At 69.4% G+C, this 19,691-nt stretch carries 21 protein-coding genes; 4 read left to right on the forward strand and 17 right to left on the reverse strand.

Translation table 11 applies throughout. From position 1 onward, the window contains the following. Positions 1–128: 128 nt before the first annotated feature. Positions 129–1,112 carry an asparaginase gene (locus tag F9B98_RS01645; RefSeq protein ID WP_150951962.1) on the forward strand — a complete coding sequence of 328 codons (984 nt, stop codon included), beginning with the start codon at positions 129–131 and terminating at the stop codon, positions 1,110–1,112. A gap of 34 nt (positions 1,113–1,146) precedes the next feature. Here the strand turns inward: F9B98_RS01645 and F9B98_RS01650 are convergent, their stop codons facing one another. The 17 genes from F9B98_RS01650 to prmC all read right to left on the reverse strand — a co-directional run bounded on the left by F9B98_RS01650 (position 1,147) and on the right by prmC (position 16,629). Further along, a complete protein-coding gene (locus tag F9B98_RS01650) occupies positions 1,147–2,679 on the reverse strand; it encodes an APC family permease (RefSeq protein ID WP_150951965.1) in 1,533 nt (510 codons plus the stop codon). Between the two features lie 44 nt (positions 2,680–2,723). Then, the gene (locus F9B98_RS01655; protein ID WP_150951967.1) at positions 2,724–3,497 is read right to left on the reverse strand and encodes a PP2C family protein-serine/threonine phosphatase; all 774 of its coding nucleotides are present in this window, start codon (positions 3,495–3,497) and stop codon (positions 2,724–2,726) included. Positions 3,498–3,615: 118 nt separating this feature from the next. Further along, entirely contained in the window at positions 3,616–4,596 is a 981-nt protein-coding gene (locus F9B98_RS01660) for an aldo/keto reductase (protein WP_150951970.1), read from the reverse strand. Positions 4,597–4,661: 65 nt separating this feature from the next. Continuing rightward, positions 4,662–5,348 carry a large exoprotein gene (locus F9B98_RS01665; protein WP_150951973.1) on the reverse strand — a complete coding sequence of 229 codons (687 nt, stop codon included), beginning with the start codon at positions 5,346–5,348 and terminating at the stop codon, positions 4,662–4,664. A 100-nt stretch (positions 5,349–5,448) separates the two neighbouring features. Beyond that, the gene (locus tag F9B98_RS01670) at positions 5,449–6,198 is read right to left on the reverse strand and encodes a YaaA family protein (RefSeq protein WP_150951976.1); all 750 of its coding nucleotides are present in this window, start codon (positions 6,196–6,198) and stop codon (positions 5,449–5,451) included. Between the two features lie 70 nt (positions 6,199–6,268). Further along, the gene (locus F9B98_RS01675; protein ID WP_058597269.1) at positions 6,269–6,529 is read right to left on the reverse strand and encodes a F0F1 ATP synthase subunit epsilon; all 261 of its coding nucleotides are present in this window, start codon (positions 6,527–6,529) and stop codon (positions 6,269–6,271) included. Position 6,530: 1 nt separating this feature from the next. Further along, the gene (gene atpD, locus F9B98_RS01680) at positions 6,531–7,979 is read right to left on the reverse strand and encodes a F0F1 ATP synthase subunit beta (RefSeq protein WP_150951979.1); all 1,449 of its coding nucleotides are present in this window, start codon (positions 7,977–7,979) and stop codon (positions 6,531–6,533) included. A 22-nt stretch (positions 7,980–8,001) separates the two neighbouring features. Then, positions 8,002–8,901 carry a F0F1 ATP synthase subunit gamma gene (locus F9B98_RS01685; protein WP_150951983.1) on the reverse strand — a complete coding sequence of 300 codons (900 nt, stop codon included), beginning with the start codon at positions 8,899–8,901 and terminating at the stop codon, positions 8,002–8,004. 24 nt (positions 8,902–8,925) lie between these two features. Continuing rightward, entirely contained in the window at positions 8,926–10,557 is a 1,632-nt protein-coding gene (gene atpA / locus F9B98_RS01690; RefSeq protein WP_150951986.1) for a F0F1 ATP synthase subunit alpha, read from the reverse strand. A gap of 62 nt (positions 10,558–10,619) precedes the next feature. Next, the gene (locus F9B98_RS01695) at positions 10,620–11,408 is read right to left on the reverse strand and encodes a F0F1 ATP synthase subunit delta (RefSeq protein WP_150951989.1); all 789 of its coding nucleotides are present in this window, start codon (positions 11,406–11,408) and stop codon (positions 10,620–10,622) included. Continuing rightward, positions 11,408–11,965, reverse strand: a complete 558-nt coding sequence (locus F9B98_RS01700; protein ID WP_150951992.1) for a F0F1 ATP synthase subunit B — start codon at positions 11,963–11,965, stop codon at positions 11,408–11,410. The genes F9B98_RS01695 and F9B98_RS01700 overlap by 1 nt, the downstream gene beginning before the upstream one ends. Before the next feature lie 35 nt (positions 11,966–12,000). Beyond that, the gene (atpE, locus tag F9B98_RS01705) at positions 12,001–12,234 is read right to left on the reverse strand and encodes a F0F1 ATP synthase subunit C (RefSeq protein WP_043360904.1); all 234 of its coding nucleotides are present in this window, start codon (positions 12,232–12,234) and stop codon (positions 12,001–12,003) included. A 44-nt stretch (positions 12,235–12,278) separates the two neighbouring features. After that, positions 12,279–12,998 carry a F0F1 ATP synthase subunit A gene (gene atpB / locus F9B98_RS01710; protein ID WP_412177021.1) on the reverse strand — a complete coding sequence of 240 codons (720 nt, stop codon included), beginning with the start codon at positions 12,996–12,998 and terminating at the stop codon, positions 12,279–12,281. Between the two features lie 306 nt (positions 12,999–13,304). Further along, complete coding sequence (locus F9B98_RS01715) at positions 13,305–13,793, reverse strand: hypothetical protein (RefSeq protein ID WP_150951998.1); 489 nt, start codon at positions 13,791–13,793, stop codon at positions 13,305–13,307. After that, on the reverse strand, positions 13,790–14,962 hold the full coding sequence (locus tag F9B98_RS01720; RefSeq protein WP_150952000.1) for an MraY family glycosyltransferase: 1,173 nt from the start codon (positions 14,960–14,962) through the stop codon (positions 13,790–13,792). Before F9B98_RS01720 ends, F9B98_RS01715 begins: the two co-directional genes overlap by 4 nt. Further along, on the reverse strand, positions 14,959–15,696 hold the full coding sequence (locus tag F9B98_RS01725) for an L-threonylcarbamoyladenylate synthase (protein WP_150952002.1): 738 nt from the start codon (positions 15,694–15,696) through the stop codon (positions 14,959–14,961). Before F9B98_RS01725 ends, F9B98_RS01720 begins: the two co-directional genes overlap by 4 nt. Before the next feature lie 39 nt (positions 15,697–15,735). Continuing rightward, positions 15,736–16,629, reverse strand: coding sequence for a peptide chain release factor N(5)-glutamine methyltransferase (gene prmC / locus F9B98_RS01730; protein ID WP_150952005.1), 894 nt, complete (start codon positions 16,627–16,629; stop codon positions 15,736–15,738). Positions 16,630–16,728: 99 nt separating this feature from the next. Here prmC and cysK point away from each other — a divergent pair, with 99 nt between their 5' ends. The 3 genes from cysK to F9B98_RS01745 are packed head-to-tail and all read left to right on the forward strand — an operon-like array spanning position 16,729 to position 19,677. Continuing rightward, on the forward strand, positions 16,729–17,667 hold the full coding sequence (gene cysK / locus F9B98_RS01735) for a cysteine synthase A (RefSeq protein WP_150952008.1): 939 nt from the start codon (positions 16,729–16,731) through the stop codon (positions 17,665–17,667). Between the two features lies 1 nt (position 17,668). After that, positions 17,669–18,238, forward strand: coding sequence for a serine O-acetyltransferase EpsC (gene epsC, locus F9B98_RS01740; protein ID WP_150952011.1), 570 nt, complete (start codon positions 17,669–17,671; stop codon positions 18,236–18,238). Positions 18,239–18,276: 38 nt separating this feature from the next. Next, on the forward strand, positions 18,277–19,677 hold the full coding sequence (locus tag F9B98_RS01745; RefSeq protein ID WP_150952013.1) for an amidase: 1,401 nt from the start codon (positions 18,277–18,279) through the stop codon (positions 19,675–19,677). The last annotated feature ends 14 nt before the right edge of the window (positions 19,678–19,691 follow it).

A 19,691-nucleotide genomic window follows, 5' to 3' on the forward strand; every position in this document is an offset into this window, starting at 1 on the left:
TCTGCCTCTCTAGCATCGCGTGAGTCGCCATGATCGGTCGCTTCGAGGGGATTCGAAGCGACGAATCCTGGCGACTCACGCGGGCCAGCGCCCCGGGGCGGAGGGAACCGGCGGGATACCATGGAGGGATGCCCGCAACACCCCCCGCCTCCGTCGAACTCGCCGTCGTCGACCGCAACGGCTTCGTCGAATCCCGTCACTACGGCGTCGCCGTGGTCCTCGCTCCCGACGGGTCCGAGAAGCTCACCCTCGGCGAGGCGAGCGCCCTCTTCCTCCCCCGATCGAGCATGAAGCCCCTGCAGGCCCTGGCGTGCCTGTCCGCGGGAGCGGAGCTGGCCGACGAGCGTCTCGCGATCTCGATGGCGAGCCACGCGGGCACCGAGCGTCACGCCGAGGTGGCCCGTGGCATCCTGCAATCCGCCGGCCTCACCGAAGACGACCTGGGCTGCCCCGCCGCGTGGCCGACCGACACGGCCTCGCGCGACGAGATGGTCCGCGACCACGCCTCGCCCTCGCCGTTGCGCATGAACTGCTCGGGCAAGCACGCCGCGATGCTGCTGACGTGCGTCGCCAACGGCTGGAGCACGGGCGACTATCTCGACCCGCAGCACCCGCTGCAGGCGCACATCCGCGAGGTGATCGAGCGCCTCGTGGGCGAGCGGACGACGACCACCGCGATCGACGGCTGCGGCGCGCCCGTCTACGCCATGAGCCTGGTGGGGCTCGCGCGGGCCATTCAGCGCATCGCCACGTCGTCGGAGCGCTCCCCCTTCGCGCTGCACCGCAGCGCCGGCACGCTCGTGCGCGCGGTGAAGGAGCACCCCTGGACGATCGACGGTCCCGGGCGCCCCGACACGGTCGTCATCGAGCGACTCGGCGTCTTCTCGAAGATGGGCGCCGAGGGCGTGCAGGTCATGACCGCACCCGACGGCACCACCGTCGCCCTCAAGATGCTCGACGGGTCGAACCGTGCCGGTCACGTCGTCGCCCTGCGTCTGCTCGAGCGCGTCGGTGCCCTCGGCGCGCAGGAGGTCGCCGACACCGTCGCGCAGCTCTCGCTCGCGGTGCTCGGCGGCGGCCGAGAGGTCGGCTCCATCCGTTCCGCCGTCTAGCTCCCGGCATCCGCCCCGCTGAGGGCGGCCCCGGTCAGATCCCTCCGTCGACCGATCGGGGGTGGGCGATCGGCTCGTCGGGGACGAGCACCTCGGTCTCGCGGTTGAGGCTCTCGCCCCGGAAGAACGGCTTCGACCCCGGGAACACGAACCACAGCGCCATCAGCACCACGCCGATGGCCAGGGCGCCGACTCCCACGACGAAGGTGCCGCCGATCCCGAACAGCACGGTGTTGCCGTACTCGGGGTCGTACATGTCGATCGCCGACTGCACGAACGCGTAGGTCAGCATGAGCGCGCCGAGCAGGGGCAGGATGCCACGGTAGACGAGGTTCTTCGCCGAGGCGAACAGCTGCCGACGGTAGTACCAGACGCAGGCGTAGCCGGTCATGGCGTAGTAGAACGCGATCGCCAGGCCCAGCGACAGGATCGAGTCCTGCAGGATGTTGTCGCTGATGATCGTCATGCCGACGTAGTAGACGCTCGCGACGACGCCCATCACGAGGGTCGAGAACGACGGGGTGCGGTAGCGCGGGTGCACCGTCTGGAAGCGCCGCGGCAGCGCCCGGTACGCCGCCATGGCGAGCGTCCCGCGAGCGGTGGGAAGGATCGTGGTCTGGGTCGACGAGACCGCCGAGATCAGCACCGCGACGATGAGCACCCATCCGAACGGGCCGAACAGTTCATCCTTCAGCGCGAGGAAGACGTCGTTCGAGTTCTCGGGGTTGGCCAGGCCCGCCCCGTCCTCCCCGACTCCCGCGTACATCATCGCGGCGACGGTCACCGTGACGTAGGTGCCGAGCAGGATCACGGTCGTGAGCAGCGCCGCCCGCCCGGGGATGCGCTTCGGGTCCTTCGTCTCCTCGTTCAGGGCCAGGCAGGTGTCCCACCCCCAGTAGATGAAGAGCGCGAGCAGCACGGCCTCGGTGAAGCCGCTCCAGTCCGTGAAACCGAACGGGTTGAACCACGCCAGGTCGAACGGTGTCGGATTCGGGGCCGTACCGTCGAAGAACTTCCACAGGGCCAGGACGACGAACAGGGCGAGCACGAGGTACTGCACCGCGAGCAGGATGTTCTGGATCCGCTCGCCGATCTCCACCCCGCGGTAGCTGACGTAGGTCATCGCCGCGATGAAGGCGACACCGGTCGCGGTGACCAACGGCACGTTCTCGGCGAGCGAGCCGTCGCCGACGAGCGACCACAGGTACACCCCCGCGATCTGGGAGAGGTTGGCGAGCACGACCATGCCGGCCACCGCGACGCCCCACCCGCCCATCCACCCGACCCACGGACCGAAGGCCTTCGTGCCCCAGGTGAACGTCGTGCCGCAGTCCGGAACCTCGTTGTTCAGCTCGCGGTAGGCGAACGCGATGAAGAGCATCGGGATGAAGGCCAGCACGAACGCGATCGGCGCCGAGGCCCCCACCGCCAGTACGACGAAGCCGAGCGTGGCCACGAGGGAATACACGGGGGCGGTGGATGCCAGACCGATCACGGTCGAGCCCCACAGGCCCAGGGTGCCGGTGGCCAGGCCCTTGCCTGCCGTCCGTTCGGGTGCGGAGGTCATATGCCGAACGTAGAATCCGCGGGTTCCCGCGGTCAAGATGAATTTCAGGCGGAGCGGCGAACGACGTCGAGCACGACGATCGAGATGTTGTCGCGGCCGCCGTTCTCGAGCGCAGCGGCCATCATGGCGTCGACCGCCGCGGCCGGATCGGCGTTCGCCTCGAGGAAGTGGCGGATGCCGAAATCGGTGAGCTCTTTCGTGAGCCCGTCGGAGCAGATCACGAAGCGGTCGCCGTCGAGCACGTCGAGACGGAGGTAGTCGGGCTTGACGCTGTCGCTCGGGCCGACGGCGCGCGTTATGACGTTGCCGTAGGGATGGTTCTCGGCCTCTTCGGGGCTGAGCCGCCCCGCCGCGATGAGCTCCTGCACGACCGAGTGGTCGGTCGTCACCTGGACGATCTCGCCGTCGCGCAGGAGGTAGACGCGGGAGTCACCGATGTTCAGGGTGACCCAGTGCGGTTCGTCCGTCTGCGTCTCGAGGTAGACCCCGGTGAGGGTCGTGCCGGTGCCCTCGTCGGTCGTCTCGGGGTGGGCCACGATGTCTTTGACCGCGCGGGACAGAGCCTTCTCGATGTTCTTCGTCGAGACGGGCCCGGTCGCCACGACGGCGCGTAGGCGCTCGACCGTGCTCGCGCTCGCGATCTCGCCGCCGAGGTGTCCGCCCATGCCGTCGGCGACGACGAAGAGCGGGTAGTCGGCGAGAACGGCGTCCTGGTTCACCTCGCGACGGCGCCCCACCTCGGTGCTCGCCGCCCACGACAGCTCGAGCACCGTCTCACCGAGCGGGACGGTGCGCGTGTGGGTGGTCACCTCGGGCACGAAAGATCCTCCGGTTGGCCGACGACAGCGCCGGCGGAACCGCACGGCCCTGTCATCCTAGTCGACGCGCGCCCCCGATCCGGGGATGCGCCACACGTGTGCATCCGCACCGGATCGTTCACCCCGCGGCCGGATCGGCGGGCAAAGGCAGGATGCCGTCGATCTCGGCGAGGTCGTCGGCGCTCGGCGTCCACGCCGTCGCCGCCGCCGCATTCGCCCGCACCTGCTCGGGACTCGTCGCTCCCGCGATGACGCTCGCGACGACCGGACGAGCCAGGAACCACGCGAAGGTCGCCTCGAGCATCGTGATGCCGCGCGCATCGCAGAACGCCTGGTAGCGCTCGAGTGCGTCCCAGGGCGCATCGCGCCACAGGTGCGGCCGCTGGCGCATGATGCGGCTCCCCTCCGGTCCGCCCTCTCTCGTGAACTTCCCGGTGAGCAGGCCGTTGTGCAGGGGGAAGAAGGGCAGGAAGCCCAGACCGTACCGCTCGGCCGCGGGCAGGACCTCCCGCTCGGCGGCTCGGGCGAGCAGGCTGTACTGGTTCTGCGCCGAGACGAACCGCACGCCCCGCGCGGCATGCTCGGCCTCGGCGATTTGCCAGCCCGCGAGGTTGGAGTGCCCGGCGTAGCGGATCTTGCCCTCGCGGACCAGGTCGCCCAGCACGTCGAGCGTCTCCTCGATAGGGGTCGTCGGGTCGGGCGTGTGCAGTTGATAGAGGTCGATCCAGTCCGTACGAAGTCGCCGCAGCGAATCCTCGACCGCACGGCGGACGTGCGTGCGGGAGCCCTTCGACCCGCCCGGCACCGCCGGGGCGAAATCGGCGTGCCCGAACTTCGTCGCCACGACCACCTGATCGCGCCGACCGTCGAGGGCCTCTCCCATGAGGGTCTCCGACAGGCCGAACTCCCGGCCGTACATGTCGGCGGTGTCGAGGAAGGTCACTCCCGCCTCGATCGCCGCGTCGAGCACAGCCCGCGTCCCCTCGATCGTCTCGGTCGCCGTACCGGCGCGGCCGAAGTTGTTGCACCCCAGCCCCACCGCGGAGACGCGGAGTCCGGAACGGCCGACGGTGCGAAGCGGAAGTGCGGGAGAGGTCATCCCTCCACGCTATCGCCGCGAACGGCGAAGGGCTCCCCGCGATGGCGGGGAGCCCTTCGGTGAGGTCAGATCCGGGGATCGGCCGGCGGAGCCGGGGGCGGCGGGGTGGTCCCCGTCGCGGGCGGCGGCGGGGTCGTGCCGGTGGCCGGCGGGCTGTAGGGCTGCTGCGCCGGGGGCGCTCCGTAGCCGGGACCCGCGTATCCGCCGCCGTTGCCGGCGACGGGCTGGCTCGGCTGGACCGGGATGCCGTTCCACACCGTCTTGTCGGCGAGGAAGGTGTTCGCCCACGGGGCCGGTGCGATCGCGGGGTTCCAGCGGTTGTTGCTGAACGCGACGATCGCGAGCCAGATGAGCGCGCCGATGCCGGGGATCAGCCAGAGCAGGAGCAGGGGCCAGTCCTTGCCGAGCTTCAGGCCGATGCGCCACGAGTACATGACCGCGACGGCGATGATCGCCAGGCTGAAGACCGGACCGATGATCGGGATGTTCGACAGCACGCTCGACGCGACAGCGACGATCAGAACCACCCAGGGCGAGACGTCGCCCAGCTTCGCAGCCACCAGGCCGTTGTACACGGGCACCCAGGCGCGCCACTTGCCCTGCACGCCGGCCTTCTCGAAGATCTTCATGTAGAGGAACGACGAGATCACGTAGGCCGCGAGGGCGAGGATCAGCAGGATCGGGACCAGGACGAGCAGGAAGGCGAGGGCGGCGACACCGCTCCCGTCGTCGTAGTAGTAGGAGTCACTCATTCGAGTTCCTTTCCAAGCGAGTGCGCGGAGAGCGTCCGCGCACCCCCCGCGCCTCACATGCTAGCGAAGCTGAGACTTTCCTGATAGGGGCGCGCCCATGTCATACAATCAGGGCCGTCTCCGCGGAGCCACCGGCACGCACGATCCATCCGGCGTCGCGCGCCCACGTGACGAGCTCGTCCACGGAGCCGATCTGCGCCTGCCCCGAGGCCAGCGCGCGGACGAACTCCCCCTTCGCCCTCTTGTTGAAGTGATTCAGCGCCCGCGCCTGCCCGCCGGAGTCCTCGCTCATGACGCGCACGTACGTCGACGAGAGGTCGTCGGGGACCGGCCCGAGCGCGGCATAAGCCTCCGACCGCAGGTCGAGGACGAAGTCCGGACGCGCGAGCGTCCACGCCTCCCGCACGGCGTCCGCCCAGATCCGCCGGAGCGGCGGAACGCCCGGCAGCGACGTCCCCGCCGCGAGCCGATAGGCCGGGATGCCCTCGAGCGCACCGACCGGACCCAGAGGCGCCGACTGAATCATCACGTGTTCTCCGAGCCACGAGCGCGCAACGGCGTCGAGGCTGCCGGCATCCAGGGCATCGAAGAGGACCCCGGTGTACCGATCGATCGCGGGCATGGTCGGCGCGGTCCGCAGAGCAGCGTTGTCGCCGATCTCGTGTCGACGCGCGGCGCTGATCTTCAGCACGCGCGCGGCCTCGTCCGGGTCGGCGGACAGGGCGACCAGTGCGTCGACGACCGTCTCACGGGCGGAGCGGAGCGACGGCAGGGCGAGAGCACCGAGATCGAGCGGTGGACCGTCGCCCCCGGGGCGCTTGGTCTCAGAGGGTGGGAGCAGGACGAGCATGGGTCCTCCGGGAAAAGACGACGCGCGCCGCCCGAACATCGGGCGACGCGCGTCGAGAGAAGAGACGACGTCAGGAGACGAGTGCCGCGTTTCCGGCGACGATCGTGAGTTCGTCGTTCGCCATCGACAGGAAGCCGTCCTCGGCGTTGGCGAGGATCTTCGAGCCGTCGGTGCGGGTGATGCGCACCTCGCCCTGGGCGAGGATCGCGAGGACCGGTTCATGACCCTGCATGAAACCGATCTCACCCTCGACGGTCTTGGCCACGACGAGCGAGGCCTCCCCCGTCCACACCTCGGCGTCGGCCGACACCAGGCTCACGCGCAACGACATGTCAGCCGTTCTCCTTCTGGATCTGCGCCCACTTGGCCTCGACGTCGGAGATGCCACCGACGTTGAAGAACGCCTGCTCGGCGACGTGGTCGAAGTCACCCTTGACGATCGCGTCGAACGACTCGATGCTCTCCTTGATCGGGACCGTGGAGCCCTCGACACCGGTGAACTTCTTGGCCATGTAGGTGTTCTGCGAGAGGAACTGCTGGATGCGACGTGCACGCGACACGACGATCTTGTCCTCTTCCGAGAGCTCGTCGACACCGAGGATCGCGATGATCTCCTGCAGTTCCTTGTTCTTCTGGAGGATCTGCTTGACGCTGGTGGCCACGCGGTAGTGGTCGGCACCGATGTAGCGCGGGTCGAGGATGCGGCTCGTCGAGGTCAGCGGGTCGATGGCCGGGTAGAGACCCTTCGACGCGATCTCACGCGAGAGCTCGGTGGTGGCGTCGAGGTGCGCGAACGTCGTCGCGGGAGCCGGGTCGGTGTAGTCGTCGGCGGGCACGTAGATCGCCTGCAGCGAGGTGATCGAGTGACCACGCGTCGAGGTGATGCGCTCCTGGAGCACACCCATCTCGTCGGCGAGGTTCGGCTGGTAACCCACGGCGGAGGGCATGCGGCCGAGCAGCGTCGAGACCTCGGAACCGGCCTGCGTGAAGCGGAAGATGTTGTCGATGAACAACAGCACGTCCTGCTTCTGGACGTCGCGGAAGTACTCCGCCATCGTCAGGGCCGAGAGGGCCACGCGAAGACGCGTTCCCGGCGGCTCGTCCATCTGGCCGAACACGAGGGCGGTCTTGTCGAAGACACCCGCCTCTTCCATCTCACCGATGAGGTCGTTGCCCTCACGGGTGCGCTCGCCGACACCGGCGAACACCGACACGCCACCGTGGTCCTGCGCGACGCGCTGGATCATCTCCTGGATGAGGACGGTCTTGCCGACGCCGGCACCGCCGAAGAGGCCGATCTTTCCACCCTGCACGTACGGGGTCAGGAGGTCGATCGACTTGATGCCGGTCTCGAACATCTCGGTCTTGGACTCGAGCTGGTCGAAGCTGGGCGCCTTGCGGTGGATGCCCCAGCGCTCGGTGATCTCGACCTGCTCACCGGGAGCGGCGTTGAGCACCTCACCGGTGACGTCGAAGACCTTGCCCTTGGTGACGTCGCCGACGGGCACCGAGATGGGGCCGCCGGTGTCGCGCACCTCCTGACCGCGGACGATGCCGTCGGTCGGCTTGAGGGCGATCGCGCGGACGAGGTCGTCGCCGAGGTGCTGGGCGACCTCGAGGGTGATCTCGGTCGACTCGTCACCGATGGTGATCGTGGTCTTCAGCGCGTTGTAGATGTCGGGGATCGCGTCGTGCGGGAACTCGATGTCGACGACCGGGCCGGTGACGCGCGCGACGCGTCCGACGACGGCCGCGTCGGTCTTCTCGGCGGTGAGGCTCATGGCTTCTTCTCTCCTTGGGAACTTACTTGCCGGATGCCAGGGCATCGGCGCCGCCGACGATCTCGGCGATCTGCTGCGTGATCTCCGCCTGACGCGCGTTGTTGCGCAGACGGGTGTAGTCGGTGATGAGCTTGTCGGCGTTGTCGCTGGCCGACTTCATGGCCTTCTGGGTCGCGGCGTGCTTGGCGGCCGACGACTGCAGGAGGGCGTTGAAGATGCGGCTCTGGACGTAGACCGGCAGAAGCGCATCGAGCACGGTCTCAGCGTCCGGCTCGAACTCGTAGAGCGGGTAGATCTCGGCCTGGCCCGGGGCCTCATCGGCCTCGAGGACCTCGAGCGGGAGCAGACGCACCGATTCGGGCGACTGCGTCATCATGCTGACGAAGCGGTTGTACACGAGGTGGATCTCGTCGACGCCCTCGTTCTCGCCACCGGCGCGGTACGCCTCGAGAACGGCATCCGAGATCTCCTCCGCCGTCGAGAACTGCGGGGTGTCGGTGTCACCGACCCACTGCGCGGCACTCGCCATGCGGCGGAACTGGAAGTAGCCGACGGCCTTGCGACCGACGAGATAGAACACCACGTCCTTGCCCTGCGAACGCAGGAGCTCCGCCAGCTCGAGGGCCTCGCGGAGGATCTGCGAGTTGAACGCGCCGGCGAGGCCGCGGTCGGAGGTGAAGACCACCACGGCCGAGCGGCGGATGTTCTCGCGCTCGGTCGTCAGCGGGTGGTCGACGGAGGAGTGCGTGGCCACCGCGGAGACGGCGCTCGTAACGGCCCGCGCGAAGGGCGATGCCGCGCGCACACGCGCCATCGCCTTCTGGATGCGCGAAGCCGCGATGAGCTCCATCGCCTTCGTGATCTTCTTGGTCGTCTGAGCAGAAGAGATCTTCTGCTTATAGACCCGCAGTTGTGCGCCCATGATTCCGTTCTCGTGTCGTCGCTATCAGCGACGGCCCTTGACGATCCGCTCCTGGTTGACGTCTTCCGCCTCGGCGGCGTCGACCTTCTCGGCGCCGACGACGCTCGAGTCCTTGCCGGGCTGGAATTCCTTCGCGAACGCGTCGATCTTCTGCTCCAGCTCGGCGAGGGTGTCGTCGCCCAGCGCGTTGGTCTCGCGCAGGGTGTCGAGCACGGTCGAGTTGCGACGGAGGTAGTCCAGCAGCTCGCGCTCGAAGCGGAGCACGTCGGAGACCTCGACGGTGTCGAGCTTGCCGTTGGTGCCGGCCCAGATCGAGACGACCTGCTCCTCGACCGGGTACGGCGAGTACTGCGGCTGCTTGAGCAGCTCGGTCAGACGCGCACCACGGGCGAGCTGACGACGCGAAGCCGCGTCGAGGTCGCTCGCGAACATCGCGAAGGCCTCAAGCGAGCGGTACTGCGCGAGCTCGAGCTTCAGCGTTCCGGACACCTTCTTGATCGACTTGACCTGGGCGTCACCACCCACGCGCGACACCGAGATACCCACGTCGACCGCGGGACGCTGGTTGGCGTTGAAGAGGTCGGACTGCAGGAAGATCTGGCCGTCGGTGATCGAGATCACGTTGGTCGGGATGTACGCCGAGACGTCGTTGGCCTTGGTCTCGATGATGGGAAGACCCGTCATCGAACCGGCGCCGAGCTCGTCGGACAGCTTCGCGCAACGCTCGAGCAGACGCGAGTGCAGGTAGAACACGTCGCCGGGGTACGCCTCGCGGCCCGGCGGGCGGCGCAGCAGGAGCGACACGGCACGGTAGGCCTCGGCCTGCTTCGACAGGTCGTCGAAGATGATGAGGACGTGCTTGCCGCCGTACATCCAGTGCTGGCCGATGGCCGAGCCGGTGTAGGGGGCGAGGTACTTGAAGCCGGCGGGGTCGGAGGCGGGCGCCGCGACGATGGTGGTGTACTCCATCGCGCCGGCGTCCTCGAGCGCGCCCTTCACCGAAGCGATGGTCGAGCCCTTCTGGCCGATCGCGACGTAGATGCAGCGCACCTGCTTGTTGACGTCGCCCGACTCCCAGTTGGCCTTCTGGTTGATGATCGTGTCGATCGCGATGGCCGTCTTACCGGTCTGGCGGTCGCCGATGATCAGCTGACGCTGGCCGCGGCCGACGGGGATCATGGCGTCGATGGCCTTGATACCGGTCTGAAGGGGCTCGTGAACGCTCTTGCGCTGCATGACGCCCGGCGCCTGTAGCTCGAGGGCACGACGACCCTCGGTCGCGATCTCGCCGAGACCGTCGATCGGGTTGCCGAGCGGGTCGACCACGCGACCCAGGTAGCCGTCGCCCACGCCGACCGAGAGGACCTCGCCCGTGCGCGTGACGCTCTGGCCTTCTTCGATGCCGGCGAAGTCGCCGAGGACGACCACACCGATCTCGTTCTCGTCGAGGTTCTGAGCGAGGCCCAGCGTGCCGTCCGCGAAGCGGATGAGCTCGTTGGCCATGACGCCCGGAAGGCCCTCGACGTGCGCGATGCCGTCGGCCGCGTCGACGACGGCGCCGACCTCGGTCGCCGCGGCGCCGGTGGGCTCGTAGGCGTTGACGAAGTCCTTCAGCGCGTCACGAATGACGTCGGGGCTGATAGAGAGATCTGCCATTGTCTTCCTTCGTTCGTGGGGCACTCGGCCCCCAGATCCACGCCCACTCGGGCGGAAAGTCTTTAGCCTGCGATCCGCTGGCGGAGGTCAGCGAGACGTGCGGACACGCTCGCATCGATGACGTCGTCCGCGACCTGCACGCGCAGTCCGCCGACCACCGTCGGGTCGATCACGGTGTTCAGCGTGACCGCCGAACCGTAACGTGCGCTGAGAGCGTTCTGCAGACGGGTCTGCTGCTCGGCGCTCAGGGGGGCCGCGGCGTAGACGGTCGCGACGATGCGCGCGCGCTGATCGGCGACGATCTTCTCGGCGCGACGCAGCAGAGCGCGCACGCGGCGACCGCGGGCGTTCTGCACCAGCGACGACACGATGAGCGCCGTGCCCGCGCTCACGCGACCGTCGAGCAGCGTCGACACGAGCGAACCCTTCGCCGACGCGTCTCCGAGACGACCGCCGAGGGCCAGCTCGAGCTCGCCGTTGGCGGCGACCGTGCGCGAGAACGAGAACAGCTCGGGCTCGATGTCGTTCGTCTCGGCGACCGCCGTGGCGCGCACCGCGAGCTCTTCCAGCCCCTCCACGAACTCGGCGGAGTTCGACCAGCGCTGCTGGGCGGCGCTCGTGAGCAGGGCCACCGTGGTGGGCCGGTACGACGAGCCGAAGACGCCCGACACCAGGGCCGCGCGAGCGGCGGCCGGCGCCGACGAGTCGGACAGCGCGCCGCTCAACTGCGCCGAACCGCTCACGGCACCGACGGCCGCGAACAGCTCGCGCGCGACGTCGAGATCGACCCCCGACGCGGAGGCCAGGGCCTCCGACGTCGAGGTCCGCGCCTGAGTGGTCGCGCTGCCCATTACTTGGCCGCCTTCTCGGAAGCTTCGAGCTCGGCGAGGAAGCGGTCGACCACGGCGTTGGCACGCGCGTCGTCGGACAGGCTCTCACCGATCACGTTGCCGGCGAGGTCGACCGCGAGGGTACCGACCTCGGAGCGCAGCTGGACGAGGGTCGCCTGACGCTCCGCCTCGATCTGCGCGTGCGCGGACGCGGTGATGCGGGCGGCGTCGGCGGTAGCGGCCTCGCGCGCCTCGGCGACGATCTTGCGGCCGTCCTGCGTGGCGGACTCGCGGATCTCACCGGCTTCGCGACGCGCTTCGGCGAGCTGTGCGGTGTACTCCTCGAGAGCGGCTTCGGCCTGGCGCTGGGCCTCGTCGGCCTTCGCGATGTTGCCCTCGATGGCAGCACTGCGCTCGTCGAGCAGCTTCGCCATGCGCGGCAGGGCGACGCGCCACACCACGAAGATGATGACGACGAAGCACACGGCCGACCAGATGATGTCGTAGACCGCGGGAAGCAGCGGGTTGTGCGCTTCCCCCGCGGGCTCCGCGGCGAGAGTGACAAGAGCGTTCAGCATCCTGTCTCCTTACAGTGAGTCGAGAGCGGCCGGGATCAGGTGAAGATGAAGCCGGTCGCGATACCGATGAAGGCGAGCGCCTCGGTGAAGGCGATACCGATGAACATCAGGACCTGCAGGCGGCCCGCGAGCTCGGGCTGACGGGCGACGCCCTCGATCGTCTTGCCGACGACGATGCCCACGCCGATGGCGGGGCCGATGGCGGCGAGACCGTAGCCGATCGTGGCGACGTTACCGGTGACCTGGGCGAGAACCGTAGTTGCGTCCACGGGTTTTTTCCTTTCGTTGGGTGGCTCGGCGTGCGCCGGGCCGCTCAGTGCTCTTCTGCGACCGCGAGCTGGATGTAGACCGCGGTGAGGATCGCGAAGACGTACGCCTGGAGGAAGGCGACGAAGATTTCGAACAGGGTGAAGGCGAAGCCGAAGGCGAGGGAGCCGGCGCCGAGGGCGGTCCACCATCCGCTGAGGTCAACGACGAAGAACTGCGTCGCGGCGAAGAACAGCACCAACATGAGGTGGCCGACGACCATGTTCATCAGCAGACGCAGCGTCAGGGTGACGGGGCGGATGATGAACGTCGAGAGGAACTCGAGCGGGATGATCAGGATGTAGAGGAACCAGGGCAGCCCGGGAGGCATCAGCGAGTTGCGGAAGAAGCCGCTCGGGCTCTTCTTGATGCCCGCGTAGATGAAGGTGACGTAGGCCACGATCGCGAGCAGCATCGGGACGGCGATGACGCTGGTACCGGCGATGTTCAGGAACGGGATGACACCCGTGATGTTCATGAACAGCACCATGAAGAAGATGGTGGTGAGGATCGGCAGGAAGCGCTTGCCGTCCTTGCGGCCCAGGATGTCTTCCGCGATGTTGACGCGGACGAAGTCCAGGCCCATCTCGGCGATGCTCTGGAAGCGACCGGGGACGACCTTCATGCGGCGCGTGCCGAGCACGAGGAAGAGGACGAGGGCCAGCGTCGCCAGCATCTGCGTGAGGTTGATACGCGTGATCGCGAAGATCGTGCCCTCGAACAGCACCGCATCGGGGAAGAACTCCGAGATGGACGGCGGGTGGAACTCGGCACCCGCGGACGCGAAGTTCGTGATCAGGGTCGCAGCTTGAGTAGTCAGCGCTGGCTCCAGCTTCGGGGCATCGGTGTGAACCGTTGCGACGATGGTCGGTGATTGTTACCCGAAGTGCGAGCCTGGAGAAGAGTTCCGATCGCGGGTGGGTACTTACCCCACCCTATCAAACTCCCGGCGGATCCATGAGTCCGGCCGCGACGATCGTCTCGCCGCCGGAGTAACGTGCCGCCGACGCCCGGGGCATGGGGTACGAGCCGCTCAGGAGCGGCGATCGCCCGCGTCGGGGTCGGTGGGCAGGGTGACATCGCTCACGCTGGGGATGCGCATACGCAGCAGCACCACGACGTCGACGGCGAGCGAGGCGATCACGCTCACGACGAGGGCGACGTAGAAGACGACCGGATCGACCCAGCCCTGCCCTCGCAGGACAACGATCGCGACGATGAAGAGGATGAGCTTGAGCAGCCACCCGCCCAGGACGATCCCGAAGAAGATCGGAACGTAGAGCGGGTCGCCGAACCAGCGGTTCGCCACCAGGATGCTGATGGCGGTCACGGCGAGGAAGATCGCGCTGACCGCGACACCCGACAGCGCACTGCCGAGGCCTCCCCCTCCCCCGACGAGGAACCCGACGACGGCGCCCACCACGAGCAGCACCGCCGTCACGATGCCACCCCAGACCAGGGCGGTGCGCAGCACCGGGGTACTGGAGAGGGGTCGACGGGGGGCGGGCGAAGCAGCGCTCATGAGGGGGACTCCGGTCGGGTGGGTCGGGGGCGGCGGGACAGCCGCAGACGGTGCTGGGAAGGAAGGAGCGTGAGCACGACGCACGCGACGACGCCGATGACGCCGAAGACGATGCCGAAGGCGTAGTCGCCGGGCCACCCCTGCTGCGTGCCGATGTACATCAGGAGGAACGCCAGGCTCACGACGGCGGTCCAGCTGTAGAAGATGAGGACGGCGTCGCGGTCGGTGTGACCCATGTCGAGCATGCGGTGATGCAGGTGCTTGCGGTCGGGCGAGAACGGCGACCGCCCTGCCCATTGACGGCGGGCGACGGCCAGGGCGAAGTCGAGCAGGGGCAGCAGCACGATCACCACCGGTAGCAGGATCGGGATGAAGGCACCGAGCAGCTGCGAACGGCCGATCTTCTCGGGGTCGAGCACCGCCGGATCGAGCTGACCGGTGATGGCGACCGCGGAGCTGGCCATGAGCAATCCCAGCATGAGGGCGCCGGCATCGCCCATGAAGAGCTTGGCGGGCGTCCAGTTCATGGGGAGGAACCCGAGGCAGGCTCCGACGAGTACGGCGGCGATGAAGGAGGCGAGGTTGAAGTAGGTGCTCGCGCCGGTGTCGCGCACGAGAAGGTACGAATACGCGAAGAAGACGCCGTTGGCGATGAGGCAGACGCCGGCGACCAGGCCGTTCAGCCCGTCAATGAAATTGACCGCGTTCATGACGACGACCAGCGCGAACACCGTGAGCAGGAAGCTCACCCAGCTCGAGCCGACCGTCAGCGCCCCGATCGGCAGCGACAGGATCTGCAGCTGCCCGAACCACGCGATGATGCCGGCCGCGACGAACTGCGCCCCGAGCTTGATCATCCAGTCGAGGTCCCACAGGTCGTCGGCGACGCCGACGAGCACGATGAGCAGCACCGCGCCCAGGAGCGAGAGCACCGGCACGGGGTCGACCCAGAAGATCGCGAAGTAGGGGTTGCGGCTCGACAGCGCGAAGGCTGCGACCACGCCGAGGAACATCGCCACACCGCCCAGGCGGGGGGTCGGCGTCTTATGTACGTCGCGGTCGCGGATGCCGGGGTACAGCTTGAACCGCAGCGCGAGCTTCCACACCACCCACGACAGCGCGAGCGTGACCGCCGCCGTGAACAGGATGGTGAGGAGGTATTGGGTCACGGACCCGGCGCCTCGGCATCCGGGGTCGTCGCAGTCGGCGCCGCGAGGGGGTCCGCGACGTCGTCGACGGGGTTGGGCTCGAGCAGGTCGCCCACGACGGCGCGGAGTCGGTCGCGCGAGATCGCTCCCTCGCGCAGCACCCGGATCTGCGGCTCCGCTCCCCCGACGAGGGTCGTCGCGTCGATGATCGTCGAGGCGATGCCCGTCTCGCTGACGCCGGCGTCGAGGTAGACCGCCACGCTGTCGCCGAGCATGTCGCGTGCGGAGTCGATGTCGACGGCCGCCGCCCGACCGGTCAGGTTCGCGCTCGACACGGCGAGGGGACCGGTCTCTTCGAGGAGTTCGAGCGTCATCTTCTGCGCGGGCATGCGCACCGCGACGGTGCCGTGGGTGTCGCCGAGATCCCACGACAGCGACGGCTGCGCGGGCAGCACGATCGTGAGGCCCCCCGGCCAGAACTCGCGCACGAGGTCGTCCACCGCGGGCGGGATCTCGGCGACGAGCGCCCGCAGCGTCCCGACCCCGGGCACGAGGACGGGCGGGGGCTGCTGGCGTCCGCGGCCCTTCGCCTCGAGCAGGCCCGCAACGGCGCGCGCGTTGAACGCGTCCGCGGCGATTCCGTAGACGGTGTCGGTGGGGAGCACGACGAGTTCGCCTCGGCCGATCGCCTGACGCGCGTGGCGCATTCCGGACAGCAGCTGCGACTCGTCTCGGCAGTCGTAGACGGGTGACATAACGCGCGCCAGTCTAGTCGCGCGCCGTTGCGCGCGTGGTCACGGGCGGGTGGCCGTCGTGGCGCGGTCCCTGCTCGTCAGATCGGGGTGGGTCTCGGCCGAGCGCCAACCGTCGGCGGTGAGGATCTCGCGGATGGCCGCCCCCTGCCACTCGCCGTGCTCGATGACGATGGTGGCCCCCGGGTGTCCGAGGCGCAGGCCGACGCGACTCAGGTGGCGCACGGCATCCAGTCCGTCCGGTCCCCCGTACAGCGCCGCCGGCGGGTCGTACAGGCGCACCTCGGGATCGCGCGGAATCGCCTCGTCGGGGACGTACGGAGGGTTGGATGCCACCACCGACACGGTTCCGTCGAGCTCGGGGAACGCGTCGGCGAGGTCGACGAAGGCGAGGGTCACGTTGTCCGCTCCGATGCGGGCGACGTTCTGCTTCGTCCAGACGAACGCGTCGACGGAGTTCTCTGCCGCGAAGACCCGGGCGTGGGGAACCTCGGTGGCCATGGCCAGCGCGATGGCTCCGCTCCCGGTGCCCAGATCGACCGCGATCGGCGCCGGCGAGGCCACCGAGCGCAGCGCGTCGATCGCGAGCTGGGCGACCATCTCGGTCTCGGGGCGCGGGACGAACACCCCCGGCCCCACCTCGAGCTCCATCGAGCGGAAGGGCGCGAGACCGGTCAGATGCTGCAGCGGCTCGCGGGCCGTGCGCCGATCGAGCAGGGGCGCGAGGGCCCGCGCGGCGGGCTCCGGCATGCGGTCACCGCGGATCGCGGCCGCCTGCACGCCGCCGCGCGAGGTGTCGAGCACGTGCGCGACGAGCAGTTCGGCATCGACCTGCGGGTCGGGCACCCCCGCTCGAGCGAGCCGCTGCGCCGCGGCGCGGACGACGTCGGCGACCGAATCGACCGGAGGGGCGGGGGGCGGAGGGGTCTCAGGCATGACGGGAGCCCAGCCTAGTCGCGCGGCGTCACACGGACCGGCGGTGTCGGAGCGCTCGCCTAAAATGATCGCGTCCCGACCGACGGCGAAAGGCGAGCCATGCCCGGCATCCACTCCGACATCACCTCTGCATTCGGCGACACGCCGCTGGTGCGGCTGAACCGCGTGGCCGAGGGCGCCGGCGGGCAGATCCTCGCGAAGCTCGAGTTCTACAACCCCGCCTCCAGCGTCAAGGACCGCCTCGGCATCGCGATCATCGACGCGGCCGAGGCCTCGGGCGAGCTGCAGCCCGGCGGCACGATCGTCGAGTCGACCAGCGGCAACACCGGCATCGCCCTCGCGATGGTCGGCGCCGCGCGCGGGTACAAGGTCATCCTCACCATGCCCGCGTCGATGTCGAAGGAGCGCCGCATCCTGCTCAAGGCCTTCGGCGCCGAGCTCGTGCTCACCGACCCCACCAAGGGCATGTCGCACGCGGTCGACGAGGCCAAGCGCATCGTCGCCGAGACACCCGGCGCCGTGTGGGCGCGCCAGTTCGAGAACGAGGCGAACCCCGCGATCCACCGCAAGACCACGGCCGAAGAGATCCTGCGCGACACCGAGGGCAAGGTCGACTACTTCGTCGCGGGCATCGGCACCGGCGGCACCATCACCGGTGTCGGCCAGGTGCTGAAGGAGCGCGTTCCCGGCGTCAAGGTCGTGGCCGTCGAGCCCGCCGACTCCCCCGTACTCACGAAGGGCCACCCGGGTCCCCACAAGATCCAGGGCATCGGCCCCAACTTCGTGCCGGCGATCCTCGACCGCGACATCATCGACGAGGTCATCGACGTCGAGTTCGACGACGCGATCCGCCTGGCCCGCGAGACCGCGGCGAAGGACGGCATCCTCGTCGGAATGTCGTCGGGTGCGGCCATCTGGGCCGCCCTCGAGGTCGCCCGTCGCCCCGAGGCGGCCGGCAAGAACATCGTCGTCATCATCCCCTCGTACGGCGAGCGGTACCTGTCCACGGCGCTCTACGAGCACCTGCGCGAAGACTGACGTGGGGGTCCTCTCCCGCGTCCGTGAAGACATCGCCTCGGCCAAGCTCCGCGACCCCGCGGCGCGCGGTGGTCTCGAGATCGCTCTGCTGTACCCGGGTCTGCACGCCGTGTGGGCCTACCGCATCGCCCACCGTCTGTGGCGGCGCGGCCTGCGCTTCCCCGCGCGCGCGCTGTCGCAGGTCACGCGCTGGCTCACGGGTGTCGAGATCCACCCCGGCGCCACCATCGGCCGCCGCTTCTTCATCGACCACGGCATGGGTGTCGTGATCGGCGAGACGGCCGAGGTCGGCGACGACGTCATGCTCTACCACGGCGTCACCCTGGGCGGTCGTCAGCGTGAGGGCGGCAAGCGCCACCCCACGCTGCACGACGGGGTGGCCGTGGGCGCGGGGGCGAAGATACTCGGCCCCATCACCCTCGGCGCGCGCTCGGTCGTCGGCGCGAACGCGGTCGTCACCCGCGATGCCCCCGTCGACAGCGTGCTGGTGGGCGTTCCCGCGAAAGCCCGCACCCGACGCACCGGCGAAGACACCCGTGCCCTGCTGACCACGCCCGAGTACTGGATCTGATCACATTGCCCGTGCGCGCGGAGCCGTAGGCTCGTGAGGTGCCCCGTCTCCACGACCTCTCGCTCGTGGCGCAGCTCGATGCGCTGCGCGTCGGCGACCTCTCCCCCGCGGAGCTAACGGTTCACTACCTCGACCGCATCGACAGGCACCGGGGTCTCGGGGCCTTCGCCGAGGTGACTCCGGATGCCGCGCTCCGGCGGGCCGCCGACCTCGCCCGACCCGCCGACGGGTCGCTGTGGGGCCTCCCCCTCGCCGACAAAGACCTCGTCGCGCGCGCCGGCGTGCCCACCCGGTACGGCTCGCGATCGCGGGTCGACCACGTGCCCACGGCATCCGATCCCCTCGCTGTCGCGCTCGACGCCGCGGGGGCGATCAACCTCGGCAAGACGAGCACGTCGGAGTTCGGGCTGACCGGGTTCACCGAACCGCTCATCCACGCGCCCGCGCGCGACCCGTGGCGCGAGTCCGCCGGCGCCGGCGGGTCGAGCGGCGGCGCAGCGGTCGCGGTGGCGGCGGGGCTGCTCCCCGCGGCGGTCGGTTCGGACGGTGGCGGTTCGATCCGCATCCCCTCGGCGACCGTGGGCGTGGTGGGCGTGAAGCCGTCGCGCGGGCGGCTGCCGATCGGCTCGGGCTTCGACTCGCCCGACGGGCTGTCGGTCACGGGGCCGATCGCGCGGTCGGCCGAGGACGCCGGGCTCCTCCTCGACGCCCTCGTCGGTCTCGCCCCCTTCCGCTACGCCACGGCGGCCCCGGGCGCCGGGCCGTTCGTCGAGGCGGCGCGGCGCGCGCCGGGCGCCCTCCGCGTCGGCGTCACCACCGTCTCCCCCTGGGACGACGCCGAGGACATCCGCCTCGACGCCGACGCGAAGACCGCGTTCGACACCGCCACCGCCTGGCTCGACGACACCGGACACGCGGTGACGGATGCCGACTGGCATCCGTTCGGCTATGCGGAACTCTTCCACGTGCTCTGGCGCGCGAGCGCCGCGCGCATCCCCCTCAGCGACGCCGACGCGGAGTTCGTCGAGCCCCTGACCGCGTGGCTCGTGCGGGAGGGACGCCGGCTCGGCGCCCTCGAGCTGCTCGACGGGCTCGCCGCCGCGCGGGCTTTCGAACGCCGCACGATCGCGGACTTCGCGGGTTTCGATGCCGTGCTCATGCCCGCCCTCGCGCAAGCGCCGCAGCCGGTCGGCGCCTACGCGGGCCACAGTCCCGAGCGCACCTTCGCGATGCAGGTCGAGTACGCCCCCTATTCGAGCTTCGTCAACGTCGCGGGGCTTCCCGCCCTGACGATTCCGGTGACGACGGACGCCGGGGGCCACCCGGTGTCGGTGCAACTCGTCGGGCGGCCCGGCGGTGAGGCGGTGCTGCTGTCGCTCGCCTCCCAGCTCGAGGGCCGCCGCGGTCCGCTCCCCCACCCACCCGCCTGGGACGCCTGACGCCCACCCCGACA

The organism is Microbacterium testaceum StLB037 (genome assembly GCF_008763945.1).
In the GTDB taxonomy this organism is placed as follows: Bacteria; Actinomycetota; Actinomycetes; order Actinomycetales; family Microbacteriaceae; genus Microbacterium; species Microbacterium testaceum_G.

Excerpts from the sequence above, each read along its gene's own strand:
- F9B98_RS01645 (WP_150951962.1), top strand. The coding sequence starts at position 129 with ATGCCCGCAACACCCCCCGCCTCCGTCGAACTCGCCGTCGTCGACCGC.
- F9B98_RS01650 (WP_150951965.1), bottom strand. The coding sequence starts at position 2,679 with ATGACCTCCGCACCCGAACGGACGGCAGGCAAGGGCCTGGCCACCGGC.
- F9B98_RS01660 (WP_150951970.1), bottom strand. The coding sequence starts at position 4,596 with ATGACCTCTCCCGCACTTCCGCTTCGCACCGTCGGCCGTTCCGGACTC.
- F9B98_RS01665 (WP_150951973.1), bottom strand. The coding sequence starts at position 5,348 with ATGAGTGACTCCTACTACTACGACGACGGGAGCGGTGTCGCCGCCCTC.
- F9B98_RS01670 (WP_150951976.1), bottom strand. The coding sequence starts at position 6,198 with ATGCTCGTCCTGCTCCCACCCTCTGAGACCAAGCGCCCCGGGGGCGAC.
- F9B98_RS01675 (WP_058597269.1), bottom strand. The coding sequence starts at position 6,529 with ATGTCGTTGCGCGTGAGCCTGGTGTCGGCCGACGCCGAGGTGTGGACG.
- atpD (WP_150951979.1), bottom strand. The coding sequence starts at position 7,979 with ATGAGCCTCACCGCCGAGAAGACCGACGCGGCCGTCGTCGGACGCGTC.
- F9B98_RS01685 (WP_150951983.1), bottom strand. The coding sequence starts at position 8,901 with ATGGGCGCACAACTGCGGGTCTATAAGCAGAAGATCTCTTCTGCTCAG.
- atpA (WP_150951986.1), bottom strand. The coding sequence starts at position 10,557 with ATGGCAGATCTCTCTATCAGCCCCGACGTCATTCGTGACGCGCTGAAG.
- F9B98_RS01695 (WP_150951989.1), bottom strand. The coding sequence starts at position 11,408 with ATGGGCAGCGCGACCACTCAGGCGCGGACCTCGACGTCGGAGGCCCTG.
- F9B98_RS01700 (WP_150951992.1), bottom strand. The coding sequence starts at position 11,965 with ATGCTGAACGCTCTTGTCACTCTCGCCGCGGAGCCCGCGGGGGAAGCG.
- F9B98_RS01715 (WP_150951998.1), bottom strand. The coding sequence starts at position 13,793 with ATGAGCGCTGCTTCGCCCGCCCCCCGTCGACCCCTCTCCAGTACCCCG.
- F9B98_RS01725 (WP_150952002.1), bottom strand. The coding sequence starts at position 15,696 with ATGTCACCCGTCTACGACTGCCGAGACGAGTCGCAGCTGCTGTCCGGA.
- prmC (WP_150952005.1), bottom strand. The coding sequence starts at position 16,629 with ATGCCTGAGACCCCTCCGCCCCCCGCCCCTCCGGTCGATTCGGTCGCC.
- cysK (WP_150952008.1), top strand. The coding sequence starts at position 16,729 with ATGCCCGGCATCCACTCCGACATCACCTCTGCATTCGGCGACACGCCG.